Source organism: Streptomyces sp. CS113, from assembly GCF_002188365.1.
GTDB classification, from domain to species: Bacteria; Actinomycetota; Actinomycetes; order Streptomycetales; family Streptomycetaceae; genus Streptomyces; species Streptomyces tendae.
Genome location: NZ_KZ195574.1, coordinates 7,796,345 through 7,816,505, shown reverse-complemented (window position 1 = coordinate 7,816,505; position 20,161 = coordinate 7,796,345). Strand labels below are relative to the sequence as shown.

The 20,161-nt window shown below is 72.2% G+C and carries 17 protein-coding genes; 6 read left to right on the top strand and 11 right to left on the bottom strand.

The features are described 5' to 3' along the window. Window positions 1–1,305 (bottom strand): ABC transporter substrate-binding protein, encoded by a 1,305-nt coding sequence (locus tag B9W62_RS35255; protein ID WP_087810977.1) that lies wholly within the window; start codon window positions 1,303–1,305, stop codon window positions 1–3. 138 nt (window positions 1,306–1,443) lie between these two features. Between B9W62_RS35255 and B9W62_RS35250 the strand changes: the two genes are divergently transcribed. Continuing rightward, window positions 1,444–2,493, top strand: coding sequence for a LacI family DNA-binding transcriptional regulator (locus tag B9W62_RS35250; protein WP_087810975.1), 1,050 nt, complete (start codon window positions 1,444–1,446; stop codon window positions 2,491–2,493). Window positions 2,494–2,510: 17 nt separating this feature from the next. On the opposite strand, the gene B9W62_RS35245 is transcribed toward B9W62_RS35250, so the two are convergent. Further along, window positions 2,511–3,017, bottom strand: coding sequence for a tautomerase family protein (locus B9W62_RS35245; RefSeq protein WP_256976688.1), 507 nt, complete (start codon window positions 3,015–3,017; stop codon window positions 2,511–2,513). A 71-nt stretch (window positions 3,018–3,088) separates the two neighbouring features. On the opposite strand from B9W62_RS35245, the gene B9W62_RS35240 reads away from it, so the two are divergent. The 3 genes from B9W62_RS35240 (at window position 3,089) to B9W62_RS35230 (ending at window position 6,563) form a co-directional block, all read left to right on the top strand. Further along, window positions 3,089–4,006, top strand: coding sequence for a LysR family transcriptional regulator (locus tag B9W62_RS35240; protein ID WP_179235815.1), 918 nt, complete (start codon window positions 3,089–3,091; stop codon window positions 4,004–4,006). Between the two features lie 95 nt (window positions 4,007–4,101). Further along, window positions 4,102–5,625, top strand: a complete 1,524-nt coding sequence (locus B9W62_RS35235; protein ID WP_087812234.1) for a serine/threonine-protein kinase — start codon at window positions 4,102–4,104, stop codon at window positions 5,623–5,625. A 137-nt stretch (window positions 5,626–5,762) separates the two neighbouring features. Then, window positions 5,763–6,563, top strand: coding sequence for an inositol monophosphatase family protein (locus B9W62_RS35230; protein WP_087810974.1), 801 nt, complete (start codon window positions 5,763–5,765; stop codon window positions 6,561–6,563). 112 nt (window positions 6,564–6,675) lie between these two features. Here the strand turns inward: B9W62_RS35230 and B9W62_RS35225 are convergent, their stop codons facing one another. From B9W62_RS35225 to B9W62_RS35195, 7 genes are all read right to left on the bottom strand, one after another. After that, a complete protein-coding gene (locus B9W62_RS35225) occupies window positions 6,676–7,152 on the bottom strand; it encodes a VOC family protein (protein WP_087810973.1) in 477 nt (158 codons plus the stop codon). A 325-nt stretch (window positions 7,153–7,477) separates the two neighbouring features. Next, window positions 7,478–8,245 carry an SDR family NAD(P)-dependent oxidoreductase gene (locus tag B9W62_RS35220; RefSeq protein WP_087810972.1) on the bottom strand — a complete coding sequence of 256 codons (768 nt, stop codon included), beginning with the start codon at window positions 8,243–8,245 and terminating at the stop codon, window positions 7,478–7,480. Window positions 8,246–8,475: 230 nt separating this feature from the next. Next, window positions 8,476–8,826, bottom strand: a complete 351-nt coding sequence (locus tag B9W62_RS35215; protein ID WP_087810971.1) for an ArsR/SmtB family transcription factor — start codon at window positions 8,824–8,826, stop codon at window positions 8,476–8,478. Between the two features lie 9 nt (window positions 8,827–8,835). Beyond that, a complete protein-coding gene (locus tag B9W62_RS35210; protein WP_087810970.1) occupies window positions 8,836–9,318 on the bottom strand; it encodes a MarR family winged helix-turn-helix transcriptional regulator in 483 nt (160 codons plus the stop codon). Between the two features lie 210 nt (window positions 9,319–9,528). After that, a complete protein-coding gene (locus B9W62_RS35205; protein ID WP_087810969.1) occupies window positions 9,529–10,266 on the bottom strand; it encodes a sigma-70 family RNA polymerase sigma factor in 738 nt (245 codons plus the stop codon). A 131-nt stretch (window positions 10,267–10,397) separates the two neighbouring features. Next, complete coding sequence (locus B9W62_RS35200) at window positions 10,398–13,211, bottom strand: helix-turn-helix transcriptional regulator (RefSeq protein WP_087810968.1); 2,814 nt, start codon at window positions 13,209–13,211, stop codon at window positions 10,398–10,400. Between the two features lie 201 nt (window positions 13,212–13,412). Continuing rightward, entirely contained in the window at window positions 13,413–13,814 is a 402-nt protein-coding gene (locus B9W62_RS35195) for a winged helix-turn-helix transcriptional regulator (RefSeq protein WP_087810967.1), read from the bottom strand. Between the two features lie 111 nt (window positions 13,815–13,925). Between B9W62_RS35195 and B9W62_RS35190 the strand changes: the two genes are divergently transcribed. Next, complete coding sequence (locus B9W62_RS35190; RefSeq protein ID WP_087810966.1) at window positions 13,926–14,534, top strand: malonic semialdehyde reductase; 609 nt, start codon at window positions 13,926–13,928, stop codon at window positions 14,532–14,534. Window positions 14,535–14,561: 27 nt separating this feature from the next. Here the strand turns inward: B9W62_RS35190 and B9W62_RS35185 are convergent, their stop codons facing one another. Beyond that, entirely contained in the window at window positions 14,562–15,392 is an 831-nt protein-coding gene (locus B9W62_RS35185; RefSeq protein WP_087810965.1) for a helix-turn-helix transcriptional regulator, read from the bottom strand. A gap of 141 nt (window positions 15,393–15,533) precedes the next feature. Further along, a complete protein-coding gene (locus B9W62_RS35180) occupies window positions 15,534–17,000 on the bottom strand; it encodes an aldehyde dehydrogenase family protein (RefSeq protein ID WP_087810964.1) in 1,467 nt (488 codons plus the stop codon). Between the two features lie 410 nt (window positions 17,001–17,410). On the opposite strand from B9W62_RS35180, the gene B9W62_RS35170 reads away from it, so the two are divergent. Further along, a complete protein-coding gene (locus tag B9W62_RS35170) occupies window positions 17,411–20,152 on the top strand; it encodes a helix-turn-helix transcriptional regulator (RefSeq protein ID WP_179235814.1) in 2,742 nt (913 codons plus the stop codon). Window positions 20,153–20,161: the final 9 nt, after the last annotated feature.

Sequence of the window (20,161 nt, the reverse complement as noted above, 5' to 3'; positions counted from 1 at the left end):
TCACTCGGTCGGGAGGGCCTGCATGGCCTTGATGAAGCCGTCCGTGTCGAGCTGTCCGTTGAAGAACTGCTGGATGGCCTTGTGCAGATCCGAGCTGGCCTTCTGCGGATACGCCTGGTCCCAGGACAGCTGGAAGGACGGGGCCTTGGACACGAGGTCGTACTGGAAGCGCGAGTACTCGGGGGTGCCCGAGCCGTCGATGAACTTGTCGGTGTTGGTCGTGGTCGGCAGGTTGCCGATGTCCAGCTGCGCCTTGACGAACTCGTCGGAGTACATGAGCTTCAGGAACTCGGCGACCGCCTCGGGGTGCTTGGTCTTCTTCATCACCGAGTAGTAGTTGTTGGTGTTGCCGGCCACGGCGGCCGGGTCGCCCTTGCCGCCCTCGACCGACGGGAAGGCGGTGTAGCCGAGGCCCTTCTCGGCGAAGTCCGGGTGGTCCGTGAGCTGCTGGGAGTAGTACCAGGAGCCCATCAGCTCGAAGCCGGCCTTGCCGGAGGCCACCAGCTGGACCGAGCCGCCGTTGGTGTACTTGACGGAGTCGTAGTTCTTGCCGAAGGCGCCGCTGTCGACGAGCTCCTTGATCATGTCCAGGGCCTTCTTGCTGTCCGCACTCTCCCAGGCGCTCTTGTCGCCGCCGACGGCCTTGGCGAACAGCTCGGGACCGGCTATGCGGTCGTAGAGGTACTGGAACCACATCTGGGTGGGCCAGACGTCGCCGCCGCCGAGCGCGATCGGGGTGACGCCCGCGTCCTTGAGCTTGTCCACCGCGGCGAGCAGCTCGTCCCAGGTCTTCGGCGGCTGGACGCCCGCGTCCTCGAGGACCTGCTTGTTGTGGAAGAGCAGGACCGGCTGGGTGCCGCGCATCGGGACGCCGTACGGCTTGCCGTCGACGACACCGCTCTCGAAGACGGACGGCAGGAACTTCTTCTCCAGGTCCGGGTTCTTCTTGATGAAGTCGTCGAGCGGCAGCAGCAGGTCCGCCTTGACGAACGGCTTGATGCTGCCGCCGCCCCAGTTGAAGAAGACGTCCGGGGCCTGCGGGGTGTTGATGATCGTCTGGAGCTTCGTCTGGTAGTCCGCACCGGGGATGGTGTCGAGGACCGCCTTGACGTCGGACGTCTTGTTGAAGGTGTCGACGATTCTCTGTTCGACCTTGTTGCTGGCGTCCCCGTAGACCAGGACATGGATCTTGCCGTCGTCCGACGACGCCCCGCCGTCCCCGTCACCGCAGGCCGACAGGCTCAGCGCCAGGGCGAGCGTCGCACCGGTGGCGACCAGTCTGGGCAAGCGCGCACGTGTCTTCATCGTTCGCCTTTCGAAAGTTTCGGCGCCATCACCGAAAGTCCATGCTGGTCGGACAGTAAAGTGAGACCGGATTTCTGGTCAATGGCCGTGCGGCTGCCGTCTCAAAACGTTATCGATCGCATGGCCTATCCTGCCTGCATGCACGATGAAGTTGAGGTGAGCGCCCGGGTCACCCTGGCCGAGGTGGCGAAAGAGGCGGGGGTCTCACCCCCGACAGTTTCGAAGGTCCTCAACGGTCGTTCGGATGTCTCCAGTACCACCCGGGCGAAGGTGGAGCGGCTCCTCGAGCTGCACGGCTACCGCCGCCGCGCCGCGAGCCCACCGCGCTCGCCCCTGGTCGAACTCGTCTTCCACGAGTTGGACAGCGTCTGGGCGATGGAACTCGTCCGGGGCGTGGAGGAGGTCGCCAAGGCCCACCGGACCGAGGTCGTGCTCACCCGCAGCGGCACCCGGCACGCACCCGCGCCGGACTGGATCGAGGGCGTGCTCAGGCGCAGGCCGCTGGGTGTCGTACTGGTCTTCTCCACACTCCCCGCGGAGGTCAAGCACCGGCTGCGGTCCTGGGACATCCCCTTCGTCATCGTCGACCCGGCCGGCGACCCCGACCCCGACGTCCCGTCCGTCGGCTCCGCCAACTGGGCCGGAGGACTGGCGGCGACCCGTCACCTCACCGACCACGGACACGAACGCGTCGCGATCATCACCGGGTTCGAGGACATGCTGTGCTCACTGGCCCGGCTCGACGGATACCGCTCGGCGATGACCATGGCGGGCCTGCCGATCGACCCGGCCCTCGTCCGCTACGGCGACTACAGCGTGGAGAGCGGCTTCGCGCACGGCATGGACCTGCTCGCCGGTCCCGGGCGGCCGACGGCGGTCTTCGCGGGCAGCGACCTCCAGGCGCTCGGCGTGCTGGAGGCCGCCCGCGTCAGCGGCCTGCGGGTCCCCCAGGACCTCTCGGTCGTCGGCTACGACGACGTGCCGCTGGCCCAGTGGTCGAGCCCGCCGCTGACCACCGTCCACCAGCCGCTGCGGCACATGGCCGAGGAGGCCACCCGCATGCTCTTCCAGCCGGACGACCCCGGCCGGTCCGGCCGCCGCATCGAGCTGGCGACCCATCTCGTCGTACGGCAGAGCACGGCGCCCCCGGGCGGGGTACGGCGGGCGCCCGGCGGCGCGGATGGGTGAGGCGTGACCGCGGGCCGCTACCGGTCAGAGTCGCCGCGTACGTCGGACAGATGGGGCGCGTCGGGCAGGTGGCGCGCGTCAGGCAAGTGGGGCAAGTGGCGCGCGTCGGGCAGGTGGGGAACGTCGGTCATGCGCTCGTCGTAGCCGGTGGCGGGATCGACGACCCGCCCGGCGGCCCACCAGTTCTCCCGCGCCGTCTCGACGGCCATCAGCATGACGTCCTCCTCGGGGACGCCCGCGCGCAGCCGGAGGTTGTCGACGATCGCCCGGAAGAGTTCCGCCTTCTGCGCCGCGCTGCGTTCGTTGAAGGACAGCTGGATGAACAGGGTGCGCCGGCTGCGCGGAATGCCGAACACCACCGGCTGCATCACGAAGTTGTCGTCCGTGACCTCGTGGAAGACGTGGAACTGGTCGTCCCGCGGGATCTTCAGGACGTCGACCATGGACGCGTGCAGCGCCTCGGAGACGAGCCGCCGGTACTCGGGCGTGGTTCCCTTGCGCAGGGAGATGCTGATCAAAGGCATGGCACCGACGCTAGGAGCCCGCGAGCCATTCCGACAGCGAATGTTCGGCATGCCGGATATGCTGCGGCCTCATGGGGATGGCCGATGTGACGCTGGTCGGACTCCGGGTGCTGCGCGAGGTGGCGGAGCGGGGCACCTTCACGGCGGCCGCGCACAGCCTCGGGTACACGCAGTCGGCGGTCTCGCGGCAGGTGGCCGCGCTGGAACAGGCGGCGGGCGCCCGGCTCTTCGACCGTTTCCCCGGCGGCGTACGGCCGACCGGCGAGGGCCGCGCCCTGCTGCGCCACGCCGTCGCCGCCCTGGACGCGCTGGAGGCGGCCGACCGGGAGCTGCGCGGGGTCGAGGACGCCACGAGCCGGGTCCGCCTGGGGTACTTCCCCGCGGCGGGAGCGGTGATGGTGGCCGACGCGCTGACGGCGCTGCGCTCCGAACGCCCCCGCGTGCGGGTGACCACGCGGGAGGCGAGCACCCCCGCGCTGGTACGCGCGCTGCGCAGTGGCAGCCTCGACCTGGCGCTGCTGACCTCCCGGCCCCCGCACCGCTCGCCCGACACCGACGACCCGCCGCTGCACGTCGAACCCCTGCTGGAGACGCGCCTGGCCCTGGCCGTTCCGGCGGACAGCCGCTTCGCCGAACACGGCACCGCCGATGTCGCGGACCTCGCCTCCGAAGCCTGGATCGCCGGGCCCGGCGGCACGGGCGATCCGCTGCTCGGCGTCTGGCCGGGGCTGCCCGGCCGTCCCCGGATCGCCCACACCGCCCGCGACTGGCTGACCAAGCTCCACCTGGTGGCGGCCGGTGCGGGCATCACCACGGCCTCACCGGCGCTGCTGCCCGTCGTCCCACGCGGCGTGTGCTTCGTCGCCGTCACGGGCGTCGCCGAGGAGGTCCGGCGCATCGACCTGGTCTCCCTGCCGGGCCGGGTCACGGCACCGACCGGGGCGCTGGTGCACGCCCTGCGCCGACGCGCCGCGGATCTGGCCGACTGACACGCGAGTCGGGAGACGAAGGCGCCAACCGCCTGTGTTTCGGGCCGCTCTCTGGGAAAATCTCCGAAGTCGGACGACCAGGGGGGCCGATGCCGATGGAGGCATTGAAGGCAGGGGATCCGGACCGCATAGGCGCCTACCGGCTCGTGGGCCGGCTCGGCGCCGGGGGCATGGGACAGGTGTTCCTCGGACGGTCGGCGGGCGGAAGACCCGTGGCCGTCAAGGTGATCCGCCCGGAGTACGGGGCCGATGCCGCGTTCCGGCGGAGCTTCGCCCGCGAGGTCGAGGCGGCCCGGCGGGTCGGCGGCTTCTTCACCGCGCAGGTCGTCGACGCCGATCCGGACGCGGAACGCCCGTGGCTGGTCAGTGCCTTCGAACCCGGGCCCTCGCTGTACACGGTGGTGGGCGAGCACGGCGCACTGCCGGCCGGTGCGCTGCGGGTACTGGCGGCCGGTCTGGCCGAGGGGCTCGACGCCATCCACCGGTGCGGCCTCGTGCACCGCGACCTCAAACCGGGCAACGTCGTCGTGGCGGCCGACGGACCGCGCGTCATCGACTTCGGCATCGCGCGGGCGCGGGAGGCCTCGTCGCACACGGTCAGCGGCGTCGTGGCGGGCACCCCGGCCTACATGTCGCCCGAGCAGGCACGGGGAGACCGCGGCATCGGACCGGCGAGCGACGTGTTCGCCCTAGGGTCGGTGCTGGCGTTCGCCGCCACCGGTCGCGCCCCGTTCGGTGACGGGCATCCCGCGGCGATGCTCTACCGGATCGTTCAGGAGGAGCCGGACCTCGCGCCGGTCGATCACGAACTGCGCGGCCTGGTCGCCGCCTGTCTCGCCAAGGACCCGGACGCCCGCCCCACGGCGGCCGGCCTCCTCGACTCCCTCTCCGGCGACACCGTGACGGCCCCTTGGGTCCCGCCCGCGGTCGCCCGCATGATCAGCGCGTTCGAGGCCGCACACGGCGTCGGCACCGGCCGCGGGGACGACGGCGCCACAGGCGGCGGGGCCCCGGACGCCGACGCGGGCGGGGCTTCGGGCGCCGCCGCCGGCGGGATCGCGGACGCCGACGCGGAGGTCGACGGGACGACGCTCACGCACACGCCTGCCGACGCCGGCACGAAGACCTACGAGGCCGGGGCCGCACCCGGCGCCCCGCCCCCTTCTCCGCGGCGACGCCGCGGCCTGGCACGACTGATCCCCACCCGCCGCGGGGACGGCCGCGACACCCCGGACCACGCGGGCCCTGCCGCTCCCGAGCGTGCCCTCGCACAGGGCTGGAACGGCCTGCCCTGGGGAGCGGGCGTCGCCGACTTCCGGGCGAGGTTCCCGGGCGCGGCGCAGCAGAACGGCGAGTGGTGGGTCACGGGACGGGGCCCCGAGACGTTCTGCGGGGTCACGATGGACGCCCAGTACGCCTTCAACGCCCGCGGCCGTTTGTGCCTGATCGCCTTCTATCCCGAGCCGGGCGACCGGGAGCGCCTGCCCGTGTCGGTCCTCGAGACGCTGGGCGCGCCGGACGGCACGTCGACCCGGTGGACCAGGGGCAAAGTCGTCGTGGACGTGAAGGTGGCGGGCGTGGTCGCCACCCTGACGCACACGGGGTTCGCCGACCGGTGAACTCCGTGCCACGGTCCGGGTCGCGGCGACGCCGGAACAGATGCCCAAGCACGACAGGTCTCCTGCCCCCCCCCCGTCGTGCCCGGGCAGCGTCCCGCCCTGGTGGCCGAGCTTCATCCCCGCTTAGTCTGCACAGCGTGATCGACTCATACGCGAGATCCGGCGATGCCGCGGTCGCGACAGCCGGGGCGCGGGCTGGCGCGGACGTGGTCCGCGCCATGTACGGCCGGCGACTCAACCGCATCGACAAGGGTGCTGGGGACTTTGCCACCGCCGCGGATGTAGAGGCAGAGAAGGCGATCCTGGGCATCATCCGTGCCGCACGGCCCGATGACGCGGTACTCGGCGAAGAAGGCGGGCAGCAGGGCGCTGGAGACGCGGTGCGCCAGTGGTTGGTGGATCCCCTGTGCGGCACACTGAACTACGCCGCCGGCAACGCGCTGGTGGCCGTCAACGTGGCGCTGCGCGAGGGGGCGGCGGCGGTGGCCGACCCGTTCAGCGGCGAGGTGTTCTTCACCGACGGGGAGACTGCCTGGGTGCGGCAGGACGGGGCCGACGACGCACTGCTGACGCCCACGACCGCTACCCGGTTGGTGGACGTCAACCTGGATCCGCCGTTCCCGAGTGCGCCCGGGTTCCGGACCGTGGACCTGCTGGCCCACCCTGAGTTCGTCGCACGTCTCCGACCCCGCGTCGTATCCACGACGCTGGCGCTGGCCTGGGTGGCTGCCGGCAGGCGCGCCGCGTATGTCACCGATGGCGGCGACCTCTCCGGGAGCGTGCACTTCGCGGCCGGTATCGCCGTGTGCCGGGCTGCCGGCTGCGTTGTCACCGACATCGACGGTGCCCCGATGGGTGAGGGGGGTCGTGGGCTCGTGGCCGCCGCCGACGACAAGACCCACAGGCTGCTGATGTCGATGATGCGCAGCCGGAGCTAGGGCTGCGACCGGATCGCCGGTGCCGCATGGGGTACGACTTCGTGCCCGTGATCCCTTACCCAGAGCGCGGTCTCCACGCCGACGAGCCCGCCGTCGTCCCACACAACGACCTCTATTCGGGTACTTCCCCGCCACCGGTCGCGGCGCGCGGAGTTGCCGCCTGGATGCCCCGCAGCAGGCCGGTGGACTGGCCCACCTCGATGAGGTAGCCGTCGGGGTCGCGCAGGTAGCAGCGCAGCTCGGCACCGCGATCGACGGGCTCGGTGAGGAAGTCGGCTCCTTGGGCGACCGCGTGCGCGTAGAAGGCGGCCAGGTCGGCCACCCGCACGTTGAGGAAGCTGGACACGCGCTCACCGCTTCGCGGGGCCTCCAGCGTGATCCCCGGTTTGTCGGGGGTGGGTCCGCCGCCGGGGTTCATGATGATCCAGCTGTTGGCGACCTTCACCATCGCCGGGTTCTCCGCCATCACCACCTCTCCACCGAAGACGTCGGCGTAGAAGCGCCGGGAGACGGCGACGTCGCGCACCGTGAGGAAGTGTGTGATCAGGAGGCCGTGTTGCGGTGCGGGCAGCTTCCCCGTCGGTGTCATCGTGCCGTCGTCCCTTCGTCAGCCCGAGCTGTCACGGATCGGCTCCGGAAGCCCGGCCCGCCGTGTCCACGCGGGTGTCGTGAGCGCAGCACCCGCGTCTGTGACATGTGACCGGGCCGGGGGTCGATCCGTGACAGCGACGATCACTCGTGACGGAGGGAGTGAGGGGCCGTGAGACGGACGCCCGTCGTCGGGGACGTCCGTCGTGGGGGACGTCCGTCGTCGGGGACATGCGTCGTCGGGAACACGCCGTCTGCGAAGGGCCCCCGACCGTTCACGCAGGCCCTTCGGGGGCTGTCGCGCGAATAGGCCCCGGGCAGCAGGATCAGATGAGTTCCAGGCCGCCGTCGACGGTGATCACCTGACCGGTCGCATGGCGTCCGGCCGGGTCCGCCATGCGGAGGATCCAGTGAGCCACCTCGTCCGCGTGCGCGATGTGGTGGGTCGGGATGCGGTCGCGCTCGTAGGCGTACATGTCGTTGGCCGCCTCCGGTGTCAGACCGGCGTGCAGCATGACGTCGGTGCGGGTGGGGCCGGGAGCGACCGAGTTGACGCGGACACCCTCGCCGGCCAGCTCCAGAGCCCAGCTCCGCGTCATCTGCTCGATGGCGGCCTTGGTGGCCGCGTAGTGCGCGCCCCCCGCCATCGGGCGGTGCCCGTAGGTGCTGGAGAGGTTGATGATCGACCCCGAGGTCCGGCGCAGGTGCGGCAGGGCTTCGCGGGCCAGAAGACTGGGCGCGACGACGTTGAGCGCGAGCAGATCGACGATCGTCTGCTTCTCGGCCTCCGCCAGTGGCATGACCGCTGTCGCACCGGCGTTGTTGATCAGGTGGTCGAGGCGTCCCCACCGCTCCACGGCCGCACCCACCACCTTGCCGGGCGCGTCGTCGTCGCGGATGTCGATCGCCAGGACGTCGATGTTGCTGTGGGCCGCGGCGGTCTCCTTCAACAACTCCTCGCGACGGCCTACTCCGAGCACACGCGCTCCCGCTTCGGCGAAGGCGACGGCGGTGGCTCGGCCGATGCCGGTTCCCGCACCGGTGACGATCACGACGTGCTCGGCGAACGTCTGGTGGGGGTGGTTTACGGACATCAGGAACTCCTTGTTCGATGTTCGATGTACATAGAACACTATGAGCAAGGGTCGGTGCATACGTCAAATGGGGAGGTGGCGACGGTGACCGGGGCAGGCGGAGTCAAAGGCGTCCGTGCGTACGGGAGTTGCTGCCGCGCTTCACGGGGCACCCGCCTCACATATTCATGCACACGTCAAAACAAGGTGTGACACGGGCAGTACACGTGCGGCACGCGGTGCCTACGGGGTCAGGCCTGCTCGTCCCGCTCGGTGACGTGGTCCCCGATGCGGTCGGCGACGGCGGCGGACAGCAGCGCCGGCAGGAAGCCGGGAAAGCGAGCCTCCAGGACGTCGCCCCGCAGCTTCACGAAGCAGCGCGTGCCCTCCTGGCGGGTCTGGGTCACACCTGCCTCACGCAGCATCTTGAGGTGATGGCTGAGCGTGGACTTGGCGACGGGAGCGCTGAACTGCCCCCACCCCTTCTCCGTGCCGTCGGACAGGATCCGGACGATGCCCAGCCGCGTCGGATCGCTGAGCACCCCGAGCACGCGAGGCAGGGAGATCTCTCTGTCCGCGGGTGACGCGTGGTGATCCGGCATACGGCCATGCTACCGAACGTTCGGCGCCTGTCGAACATGGGTCCCCGCACCGTCGCTCCCTCCTCCACGCAGGTAGCGGAGCAGGTCCTTGTCCGTCTCCTCGACGTGGAGCTGGCGCACGACCTCCTCGACCGCCTGGCTCAGCAGGGGAGATCCCAGCCGTAACACGTCGTGCGCGACGGCGGTGAGCTCGATCTCGATGCTCCGGCGGTCGTTGGCCGCGGTGTGCGTGGTGATCAGGCCGCGCTCCTGCAAGCGTGTGACCAGGCGGCTGGTGGCGGACTGGCTCAGCCCCGTCCCGTTGGCCAGGTCGCTCAGATAGAGCAGTCCCGTGCCGGCTGCCACCCCCTCGTTCAACGTGCGGAGGGCGTAGAACTCGCTCACGCCCAGGCCCAGCTGCCGGTGCAGGTGCCGCTCCATACGGGCTTCGATCCGGCGGTGGACCCGGGTCAGCCTGTTCCACTGGCTGATCAACCTGGCATCGTCGCTCATGGGTGGTGACCTCCCTGCTGTCCCCGGCGTCCGGCTGCTCGGTGCCGGGGCGGTCTCCCGGCGCGAGGGCGCGGCAGGTGAGCCGCACCCGCTTGCCCGCACAAGGAAGACAGGGCGGAGGCCCCGGATGTGACACCAGGGGGCCGGTGGAGGTCCGGCGGCGCGAACTCCGCCGCCCCGGGCGGAGCGAGCCCGCTTCGCCGCTCGTCGTCACGCGGCCTGACGGGCCGGGACGTGTGCAGGACCGACCGGTCTGCGGGACGGCTGTGGCAGGCGGCGCACCCGCTCCTCGGGGACGAGCAGTCGTACGAGACCGTCGAGGTCGCCGGTGTCGGCGGCGGTCCGGAACGCGGTGACGAGACGGCGGTGCGACTCGACGGGGATCGGACGCTCGCGCTCGCTGTCGAGTCGGGCCTGGGCGCGGTGGACCACCACGCGAGCGTTCGGGGCGCTGATCCGCAGCAGCTTCGCCAGCTCCGTATAGGTGTAGTCGAAGCCCTTGCGCAGCACATAGGCGGCCAGCCGGTCCGGCGTCAGCCTGGCCATGAGGAGGGCGAGGGCCGACTCGATCGCTGCGGTCCGCTCGGCGCGGAGCATGGGGTCGTCGGACGAAGCGAGGTCACCGAGGTCGGCGAAACGCGGTTCGGCCGGCATCTCGTGCCGGCGCCGCCCGGACTGGATGACGTTGATGGCCAGGCGGGTCGTGGTCGTGGTCAGGAACGCGACCGGGTTCTTGACCTCCGCGCGGTCGGTGAGCTGCCAGCGCACCCACGCCTCCTGGACCACGTCCTCGGCTCCCGCGGCGTCCCCGACGATCCGGTAGGCGATGCGGAACAGCCGGTTGCGTTGGGCCAGGAAAACGTGGAGGGCGGTGTCCAGGTCACCCTCGGCAGGCCGGGCGGCCGGGGTGTCGGCCGGCGTGGTGGTCTCCGGACTGGGCGCGGACATCGGGACTCCTTCGGGTGAACAAGCGCCCCTTCAGGGGCGATGGCTCCACCCTCCGTCCGTGACACCCCTCATCGCGCCCCTGTTGTCCGTAGTCGAGTCCGTGGGGCCCCGGGGGGCCAGGGCCTACGGACTCAGCCCGCACGCACCAGGCCCTCGTCGTCCCGGCCCGTGGGCGGGGTGCTCGCCAGGGCACCGGGCAGCGCGCGACGGGAATTGATCCCGAGCTTCGTGTACACCTTGCGCAGGTGCCACTCCACGGTGTGCGGGCTGATGAACAGCTCCGCGCCGATCTTCGCGTTCGTCATGCCGTCGGCGGCGAGCGTGGCCACCTGTGACTCCTGGGGGGTGAGCGCGCTGGTCACCGCGGCCTCCCGCACCCGGACGTGCTCCCCGGTGGCGAGCAGCTCGCGGCGGGCCCGCTCGGCGAAGGCGTGCGCCCGCATGCCGTCGAACATCTCGTGAGCCGTACGCAGGTGCTCGCGGGCCAGCGATCGCTGGTGGGTGCGGCGCAGCCACTCGCCGTACAGCAGGTGGCTACGGGCCACCTCCACGGTGACGCCGCCGCGCTCGAACTCCACGATCGCCGCACGGTAGAGACGGTCGGCCTCCTCGCCGTCGGCGAGCAGGGCCCGGCTACGGGCCGCGGCGCCGCCGGCCCAGCCCGAGTCGGCCGCGCGGGTGAGATCGAGCAGCCGGTCCAGTGAGGACCTGGCCTGGTCCAGCTCACCGCACCGGGTGGCGGCCTCGATGTGCTCGATCAGTGACAGACCGACGAAGTTGAATCCGTCGTGCTCGATGCCGGTACGCGCCGCCTCCAGGGCCTCCTCGTACCGTGCCAGGCCGTTGTACAGCACTCCCTTGATGTAGCCCGTGGCGCCCAGCAGGGAGACCTCGCCCCGCTGGTCGGCCCGCCGCCTGGCCTCCTCGATGATCCCGGAGGCGACGTCCGCCTCGCCCCGCCAGGCGGCCAGGACCAGCGTGGCGTACTTGTGCGGGGCGTGACCGGTCGCGGCGGCCAGGGCGTCGGCCTCGTCGATCATCCGGTCCGCCTCGGCGAAGTCGCCGTAGTGGATGTGCACTCCGCCGGCGTAGACGAGGGCCGGCGGCAGTGCGCCGAGCGCGCCGATGTCACGGGCCAGGCGCACCGCGCGATTGGACAGGGTGTCCCACGCGTGCAGGTCCCAGGCGTAGTGGATGAACGCCTCCAGCGCCACCGGTACGAGCAGGAGCCACCGCACGGTGGCCTCCCGGGTGGGCAGTTCCTCGGTGGCCAGCAGTTCCAGGGCGCCGCGCAGCGCCGGCACACCGGTCTCGTAACCGTCCGTGAGGAGCGCGGCCACACCGTCCAGGAGCAGGTCGGCGGCCTCGGAGCCGGAAGGGGGCGCGCCGGACGCGCGGGCGGCGATCGCGGCGGCGCGTGCCCCGGTGGGGCCGTGGACACGGCCGGCGAAGATGGTGGCGCTGATCGCCTCCAGGTATGTCTCCCGCGCCAGCGGCGACCCGGCGGCGGTGAACTGCGCGGCCGCGTCGAGGAGCAGGGGCGCCGCCTCGTCGCTGCGGCTGCGGGCGAAGAGGATCCTGGCCCGCAGCCGCGCCAGGCGAGCGCGGTCCAGCTGACTCAGGGGGCACAGTTCGGCCACGGTGGCCAGCTCCGTGGCCCGGTCGGGCGCGGCGGCAGAGAAGTGCGCCTCCGCTGCCGCCAGGGCACGGCGCCCTCGCGAACGGCGGTCCGGTGTCACCTCGGCGGCGCGTTCCAGCAGTACCGCCTCGGCCGCGATGCCGCCGCGTTGCCGGGCGCGGCCGGCCGCGCGCTCCAGTCCCGCGGCGACCTCCTCGTCCGGTCCGTCCGCGGCCTGGGCGGCGTGCCAGGCGCGCCGGTCGGGGTCCAGGACCGGGTCGGTGGCAGTGGCCAGGGCCCGGTGCACCGATCGGCGCGCTTCGGGTGCGGCTTGGTGGTAGACCGCCGAACGGACCAGCGGATGCCGGAACCGGACGGACTCGCCCAGCTCGATCAGGCCGGCGACCTTGGCCGGGGCGGCGAAGGGGGTGATCTTGAGCGTGGCGGCCGCGCGGGCCAGCAGCCGGGCGTCACCGACCGGTTCCGCCGCGGCGATCAGCAGCAGCGTCCGCGTCGCCTCCGGCAGCGACCCGAGCCGCTGGGCGAAGTCCCGCTCGATCCGGCTCGCGACCGGGCCCTGGACGATCGGGTGACCGGACGAGTCCAGGCCGTAGGCCAGTTCGGCGGCACTGCGGCCTCGGGAGAACTCCAGCAGAGCGAGCGGATTGCCGTGCATCTCGGCCACGAACCGGTCCCGGATCCGCTTCTCCAGTCGCCCGCCCACGGCGGTTTCCAGCAGTTCCCCGGCGGCGGTGGCGTCGAGGCCGCCGATACGCAGGGCCGGCAGACCGGTCAGCGCCTCCTGCCCTGCGGGGTCGCGCACCGCGAACACCATCGCGACCGCCTCGGCAAGCAGCCTCCTCGCGACGAACTCCAAGGTTTGCAGGGAAACTTGATCCAGCCACTGCGCGTCGTCGATCAGAACGAGCACCGGTCGCGCCTCCGAGGCGCGGGTGAGCAGCGTGAGGACGGCGAGGCCGACCAGGAAGCGGTCGGGCGGATCACCGGCCGCCATGCCGAACGCCACGCGCAGGGCCTCCCGTTGGGGTGACGGCAGGTGGTCCAGCTGGTCGAGGAACGGCGTGCACAGTTGGTGCAGGCTCGCGTAGGGCAGCTCCATGTCCGCCTCGATGCCCTGCGCCCGGGTCACCTTCGTCCGTGCCGCGTGCGCGGCCAGGTACTCCAGCAGCACCGTCTTCCCGATGCCCGCTTCGCCGCGGATCACCAGCACACGGGACCTGCCTTCACGCAGCTCTGCCAGGAGATCGTCGAGTGCCCCGCACTCGCGGTGCCGGCCGACCAGGTCCGGAAGCGGGCTGGCGATCATGCGCGTGGCTCCTCAGGTGCTCCGGGGACGGCGAACTCCCGCATCGAATGCCGGGAGCAATCCCCTTCACAATACCTGGAACACAGAGCACACCGTGTGTCCATACCTTGTGACACACTCCACATGTGAGATGGTGCCAAGGTTGTCACACGGGGCCCCGCAAGCCGGTCGGTCCTCTCGTACGACCGGGGCGGCGACGGTCTAACCCCGGCCGCCGCGCCGGGCGGTCGGCGTGTCCGGAAGGTGCCGGGACGCCCATCCGGCCAGCTCGCCGAGGATGGGCATCAGGGCGGTCCCGTCCGGAGTGAGGCGGTAGCGCACCGTGACGGGCGGGCCGGGCTCCACCTCGCGGTACGCGAGACCGGCGGCGGACAGCTCGGAAAGCCGTTCCGAGAGGACCGAGTCACTGATGCCCTCCACAGCGCGCCGCAACTCGGCGAAGCCCAGGGGTCCGTGCTGGAGGGTGGCCAGGATGACGCCGTTCCATCGCTTGCCGAGAAAGCTGAAAGCCTTGCTCAGCGCACCGTCGCAAGCCGCCGGATGGTGCTGCTCCGCCGCCGCGCCGTCCGCGTCGGCCGATCGAGTGCCCTTCGCCTTCTCCATGCCCTCAGGGTAACCGGGTGCTACTCTGCCGAAGGTCGCTCTGTTTTTCCTAGTGACCAGGCTTATCGCAGTCACTCCCTCATTACGAGCACACGAGCCAGGAGCATCCCCATGTCCGTTTCCGGACCTCTCCCCCGCATCCCCGCCGAGGCCGGCGCCGCGCTCTTCACCGACGCCCGCACCGCGTACTCCTTCGCCGACACTCCGGTCGACGACGAGACGCTCACCGCCATCTGGGAACTCGCCCGCTGGGCACCGACCGCCGCGAACACCCAGCCGCTGCGTGTCCTGTACGTCCGTACGGCCGAGGGCAAGGAGCGCCTGCTGCCGCACCTCGACGAGGGGAACCGGCCGAAGTCGGCCTCGGCGCCCGTCGTCGCGGTTCTCGCCGCGGACCACCGCTTCCACGAGCACATCCCGCACGTCCTGCCCATCCGCCCGGAGATGAAGGAGTACTTCGAGAGCGAGCCCGCCCAGCGCGAGGCCATCACCTCCTTCAACGGACCGCTTCAGGCCGGCTACTTCATCCTCGCCGTGCGCGCCCTGGGCCTGGCCGCCGGTCCGATGGCCGGCTTCGACCCGGCCGGAATCGACAAGGAGTTCTTCGCCGACAGCGACTGGCACTCCATCCTCGTGGTCAACATCGGGCACCCGGCCGGACCTCCGGCGTTCGACCGCATGCCGAGGCTGGCCCACGAGCACGCCCTCGACTGGGCCTGACCCCCGGCAGGCGTGAGAGCCGCACCGTCACAAGGCCGGCAGCAGGGACAGCAGCCGGAGGTTGGTGTGGCTCTCCGTCCCCGGTGTGGCGGTGTAGACCACGAGCCGCTGGGACTGGTCGGGATCGATCAGTGTCTGGCAGTGCAGTTCGAGGGTTCCGACCTGTGGGTGCACGAAGCGCTTGGAGGCGCAGTACGGTCCCAGCACGGGGCGCTGCCGCCACAGGCCGGCGAACTCGGGACTCTCCCGGTTCAGCGCGTCCACGAGCGCGGCGGCACCCGAGTCGCCCCCGTCGCGGGAGTAGGCGCTGTGGAGGTCGGCCACCATGAGACGGCTCTGCTCGGCGTGATCGCCCTCGGGGTGGATCAGGCGGGCGGCGGGGTCCGTGAACCAGCGGTAGTGGAAACTGCGGGCCAGTCCCGTGCGGGCCGTCTGGTCACCCAGCAGGGCCACCGCGGGGCGTGTCTGGGCCAGCGTCTCGCCCAGGTGGTTCATCACCTGGGCGGGAGTGTCCTCCAGCCGGTCCAGGATGCGCATCATCCCCGGCGCGACGTGATCACCTCGTCGCGCCCGGCGCGGCAGGGCGTGGCCGGCGAGCTGGAACAGGAGATCGCGTTCCTCCAGTGACAGGCGCAGGCCGCGGGCCATCGCGGTGAGCATCTGCTCCGAGGGGTGGGGGCCCCGCGGCTGCTCCAGCCGGCTGTAGTAGTCCACCGACATGTCGCACAGGGCCGCGACCTCCTCGCGGCGCAGCCCTCCGGTACGCCTGCGGCGGCCGCGGGGCAACCCGACGTCCTCGGGTTGCAGAGCCTCCCGGCGGGCCCGCAGGAAGGCGGCCAGCGCCGCGCGGTCTGCCATGGTCGTCCTTTCGCACGCGGCAGTGCGCCCCGTCGGGGGCGCACGGTCGCGACTCGGTGGATCAACGAGGTGAACGTCGGGTCCGGGGTCCGTCATTCCCGGCCGACAGTGTGTTGTGCGCGGACACGGTGGCAGGGTGCGTCAGCGTGTGATCGCCTTGGTCTCCAGGAACTCCTCGAGGCCCGCGCGGCCCATCTCCCGGCCGTTGCCGGACTGCTTGTATCCGCCGAACGGCGCCTGGAAGTTGTGCTGGCCGCCGTTGACGTCGACCTGACCGACACGCAGGCGCATGGCGACCGCCATGGCATGGTCCTCGTCCCCGGTCACCGCGGCGTTGAGGCCGTAGACCGTGCCGTTGGCGATCTCGACGGCGTGTTCGACGTCGGTGTAGGGGATGACGACGAGAACGGGGCCGAAGATCTCCTCCTGGGCGATGACCGACTCCGGTGCGACGTCGGAGAAGATCGTGGGCCTGACGTAGGCGCCGGTCTCGAACCCCTCGGGTCGGCCGGGGCCGCCCGTCACGAGGGTGGCGCCGTCGGCGATGCCGCGCCGGATGTAGTCGTCGACGCGGCGGCGCTGGGTCTCCGAGGCGAGGGGTCCGATCCGCGTGGCCTCGGCGGCCGGATCACCGACCACGTAGTCCTGGGCGGCGGTCCGGAGCTTGTCGACCACGGTCGCCTGAAGGTCCGCGGGCACGAGCATGCGCACGTAGGCACCGCAGGCCTGGCCGGCGTTGGCCCAGGCGAAGGCGAGTCCTCGGGGGACGGCGGAGTCGAGGTCGGCCTCGGGGAGGATGATGTGGGCCGCCTTGCCGCCCAGTTCGAGTGCCACCCGCTTCACCGTGGCGGAGGCGGCGCCGGAGACGCTCTTGCCGGCACGGGTGGACCCGGTGAAGGAGATCATGTCGATCTTCGGGTGGCGGGACAGGGCCTCACCGACGACCGGGCCGGTTCCCTGCACCACGTTGAACACACCGTTCGGCAGCCCGGCCTCCGTCGCGATCTCCGCGAACATCCGGGCGCTGAGCGGAGACATCTCCGAGGGCTTGAGGACGACCGTGTTGCCCGCCAGCATCGCCGGGACCACCTTGGTCACCAGCTGCTGCAACGGGAAGTTCCACGGGGTGATGGCCCCCACCACTCCGATGGGCTCGCGGACGACGAGGGAGTTCTCGACCGTCTCGCTCCACTCGAACCGCTCGGCCGCGGCGATCGCGGCCAGGGTGGACGCGACCGGGAATCCGACCTGCGCCTGCCGGGAGAAGGCGATGGGGGCGCCCATCTCCAGGGTGATGGCGGCCGCCAGTTCCTCGCTCCGCTTCTGCACACCCTCGGCCAGGCGTCGCATGACGTCCGCCCGGTGCCGCGGGGGCGTCGCGGCCCATCCCGGGATGGCGGCGACCGCGGCGTCGACTGCCATGTCCACGTCTTCGGCGGTGGCCTCGTGCACGTGGGCGACGACCGACTCGTCGGCGGGGTTCACCACGTCGATCAACGGTCCGGAGCCGGTGACGGCACGGCCGTCGATCCAGTGGGACGGGGTCGGGAAAGGCATCCTGGGGCTTTCGTTCATGCCGCCCAGCGAACACCTCGCGGCGCGGGACATCCATGCTCTCCAGGACCCATGATCCGGGTCACAGGACCGTGTGCGCGCGGCACTGCCGTGGGACGTCGCGGCCGCGGCGCGAGGCGCCGCCCGCCGCTCCCGGCCCGCACCACGAGGGCGCGGCCGACCGGTCGCCGGGGCCGTCCGGGCGTCCGGGCGTCCGGGCGTCCGGGCGTCCGGGCGTCCGGGCGTCCGGGTCCGAGAGCACCGCCGGCGCGCGCCGGGCGACGCGTACCGCTCGGGAGACGTCACCGGCCTCGGCCACCGCGCGGTACGTCCGGCCCGGACGTACCGCGCGGTGCGGTACGTCCGGCCCGGACGGCTCCGGCGCCGGGGCACCGGCGCGAGTCGACCGCCCCCTGCCCCGGCCGCACGCCGTGTTGTTATGCTCCCCGCGTGTGGGGGGCTGCGTGAGCGGGGACGGTCCGGAGCGGCTGCGTGGCCGACGCCGTGAGTACGACGTGCTGGACGGGCTGGTCTCGGAGGTGGAGGCGGACCGCAGCGCGGTGCTGGTGCTGCGCGGCGACGCCGGCATCGGGAAGTCCGCCCTGCTGGATCATCTGGCGGCACGCGTGACCGCCCACCGGGTCGCCCGGGGAGCGGGCGCCGAGTCGGAGATGGAGCTTCCGTTCGCGGGACTGCACCAGTTGTGCGCGCCCTTCCTCGAACACGCCGGCTCCCTGCCGCCCCCGCAGGCGGAAGCGCTGGCCACGGCGTTCGGGGTGAGCGCGGGGCCGCCCCCGGACAGGTTCCTGGTCGGTCTGGCGGTGCTCGGGCTGCTGACCGACGTGGCCGCCCGGCGACCGCTGTTCTGCCTCGTGGACGACGCCCAGTGGCTCGACCGGGTCTCCGCGCAGACGCTGGCGTTCGTGGCGCGGAGGATGCTCGCCGAACCGCTGGCCCTGGTCTTCGCCACCCGTGAGCAGCGGGGGCGCGACGACCTGGCCGGCCTGCCCGAGCTGACGCTGCACGGGCTGGACGACACCGACGCCCGCGCGCTGCTGGACGCGAGCGCCGAAGGCCCGATGGACGAGCGGATCCGCGACCGCGTCCTCGCCGAGGCCCGCGGCAACCCCCTGGCGCTGCTGGAACTCCCCCACGGCCACGTCGACCCGGAAGCGGTCGAGGGGTCCGCTCCGCACGGTCCCGGAAGGGTGACCGGCCGTATCGAGCGGAGCTACCTCGCGCGGGTCCGCTCGCTCCCGGAGCCGACGCAGCGCCTGCTGCTGGCGGCCGCCGCCGAGCCGGTCGGTGACGTGTCGCTGCTCCGCAGCGCCGTCGAGCGACTGGGCGTCGCCCCGGACGCGGTGGAGCCGGCGGTGACGGCGGGGCTGCTCGACGTCGGCACGCTGGTGCGTTTCCGGCATCCGCTGCTGCGCTCCGCGATCTACCGGTCGGCCGGGCTCGCGGAGCTGCGGGAGGTGCACCGCGTGCTGGCCGAAGCGACGGACCCCGGCCTCGACCCCGACCGCCGGGCCTGGCACCTCGCGCGGGCCACGGTCCGGCCGGACGAGGCCATCGCCGCGGAGCTGGAGTCGTCGGCCGGACGGGCGCGGGCGCGGGGCGGCACCGCCGCGGCGGCCGCGTTCCTCGCCCACGCGGCCGTACTGACGCCGCACCCGCGGCGCAAGGCGACGCGCGCCCTCGCCGCGGCTCAGGCGAAGCTGCGCGCCGGTGCGCCCGCCGCGGCGCGCGACCTGCTGGAGCTGGCACGGGCCGGCACGCTCGACGAACTCGGCCGGGCCCGCGCGGATCTCGTCGAGGCCCGGATCACCTTCGCTTCCAGCCGTGTGGACGAAGTGCTCCCCAGACTGCTGGCCACCGCGCGACGCCTGGTCCCGCTCGATGTGGGCCTGGCCCGCGAGACGTTCCTGGACGCCCTGTCGGCCGCCATGTTCGCCGGACGCCTCACGTCGGAGGCGCTCGTGGGCGAGGTGGCGGCGGCCGCGCGCGGGACGGCCCCGTCCCGCACCGGACCGCCGCGCAACGCCGATCTGCTGCTGGACGCGCTCACCACCCGTTTCCTCGACGGGTACCGCGACGCGGTCACCGTCTCCCGCGAGGCGGTGCGCGCGTTCCGCCGGGAGACCCAGCCGGACGAGGTACTGCGCTGGTCGTGGGTGGCTTCGGCACTGGCGGCCGACCTGTGGGACCACGAGGCCTGGACGGAACTGGTCACCCGCCACGTACGCACCGCCCGTGCGGTCGGCGCGCTGACCGAGTTGCCGCTGGCGCTCAATTCGCGGGTGGTCGTCCACACGACCGCCGGTGAACTGGACGCGGCGGCGCTGCTCCTCGCGGAGACCGGCCGGGTCCAGGAGGCGGTCGGCAGCGGTTTCTCGCCGTACGGCACGATGACGCTCGCCGCCTGGCAGGGCCACGCGAGCGAAGCCGCGCCGTTGATCAAGGGCGGCACGGAGGATGCCCTCGGCCGCGGTGAGGGCATCGGGGTGGCCGTCGCGAGCCGGGCGGAGGCGGTGCTCCTCAACGGCCTGGGCCGGTACGAGGAGGCGCTGGAGGCCGCCCGTCGGGCGAGCGCGCATCCGCGGGACTTGGTCGCGGCCGGCTGGGGGCTGGTGGAGGTGGTGGAGGCCGGGGCGCGCAGCGGCCGGCTCGACGTGGCCGAGGCGGCACTGGTCCGGCTGGCCCGGGAGACGGACGCCGCCGCCACGGACTGGGCAATGGGCGTCCAGCTGCGCTGCCGCGCCCTGCTCAGTGACGCGACGGCGGCCGAGGAGCTGTACCGGGAGGCGATCGAGCGGCTCGGCCGCACCCAGGCCGCCATGGATACGGCCCGGGCGCGTCTGCTGTACGGGGAGTGGCTGCGGCGGGAGGGCCGCCGCGCCGACGCCCGTGCGCAGTTGCGGACGGCCCACGCCCTGTTCACCCGGTTCGGCGCGCAGGCGTTCGCCGAACGCGCCGTCCGCGAACTGCGGGCCACCGGCGAGACGGTGGCCCGCCGCGACGCCGCCGCCGCGGCGGCGCTCACGCCTCAGGAGAGCCAGATCGCACGCCTGGCCCGGGACGGGCTCACCAACTCCGAGATCGGCGCCCAGTTGTTCCTGAGCCCGCACACCGTGGAATGGCATCTGCGGAAGGTGTACGCCAAGTTGGGCATCACCTCCCGGCGCCTGCTGGGCACGGCCCTGTGAGCGGCACCG

Bases quoted from the DNA above. Each gene is read 5' to 3' on its own strand.
- B9W62_RS35200 (WP_087810968.1), bottom strand. From the start codon at position 13,211: ATGATCGCCAGCCCGCTTCCGGACCTGGTCGGCCGGCACCGCGAGTGC.
- B9W62_RS35225 (WP_087810973.1), bottom strand. From the start codon at position 7,152: ATGACACCGACGGGGAAGCTGCCCGCACCGCAACACGGCCTCCTGATC.
- B9W62_RS35240 (WP_179235815.1), top strand. From the start codon at position 3,089: ATGGGGATGGCCGATGTGACGCTGGTCGGACTCCGGGTGCTGCGCGAG.
- B9W62_RS35185 (WP_087810965.1), bottom strand. From the start codon at position 15,392: ATGGCAGACCGCGCGGCGCTGGCCGCCTTCCTGCGGGCCCGCCGGGAG.
- B9W62_RS35250 (WP_087810975.1), top strand. From the start codon at position 1,444: ATGCACGATGAAGTTGAGGTGAGCGCCCGGGTCACCCTGGCCGAGGTG.
- B9W62_RS35205 (WP_087810969.1), bottom strand. From the start codon at position 10,266: ATGTCCGCGCCCAGTCCGGAGACCACCACGCCGGCCGACACCCCGGCC.
- B9W62_RS35255 (WP_087810977.1), bottom strand. From the start codon at position 1,305: ATGAAGACACGTGCGCGCTTGCCCAGACTGGTCGCCACCGGTGCGACG.
- B9W62_RS35210 (WP_087810970.1), bottom strand. From the start codon at position 9,318: ATGAGCGACGATGCCAGGTTGATCAGCCAGTGGAACAGGCTGACCCGG.
- B9W62_RS35245 (WP_256976688.1), bottom strand. From the start codon at position 3,017: ATGCCTTTGATCAGCATCTCCCTGCGCAAGGGAACCACGCCCGAGTAC.
- B9W62_RS35215 (WP_087810971.1), bottom strand. From the start codon at position 8,826: ATGCCGGATCACCACGCGTCACCCGCGGACAGAGAGATCTCCCTGCCT.
- B9W62_RS35220 (WP_087810972.1), bottom strand. From the start codon at position 8,245: ATGTCCGTAAACCACCCCCACCAGACGTTCGCCGAGCACGTCGTGATC.
- B9W62_RS35235 (WP_087812234.1), top strand. From the start codon at position 4,102: ATGGAGGCATTGAAGGCAGGGGATCCGGACCGCATAGGCGCCTACCGG.
- B9W62_RS35190 (WP_087810966.1), top strand. From the start codon at position 13,926: ATGTCCGTTTCCGGACCTCTCCCCCGCATCCCCGCCGAGGCCGGCGCC.
- B9W62_RS35195 (WP_087810967.1), bottom strand. From the start codon at position 13,814: ATGGAGAAGGCGAAGGGCACTCGATCGGCCGACGCGGACGGCGCGGCG.
- B9W62_RS35180 (WP_087810964.1), bottom strand. From the start codon at position 17,000: ATGTCCCGCGCCGCGAGGTGTTCGCTGGGCGGCATGAACGAAAGCCCC.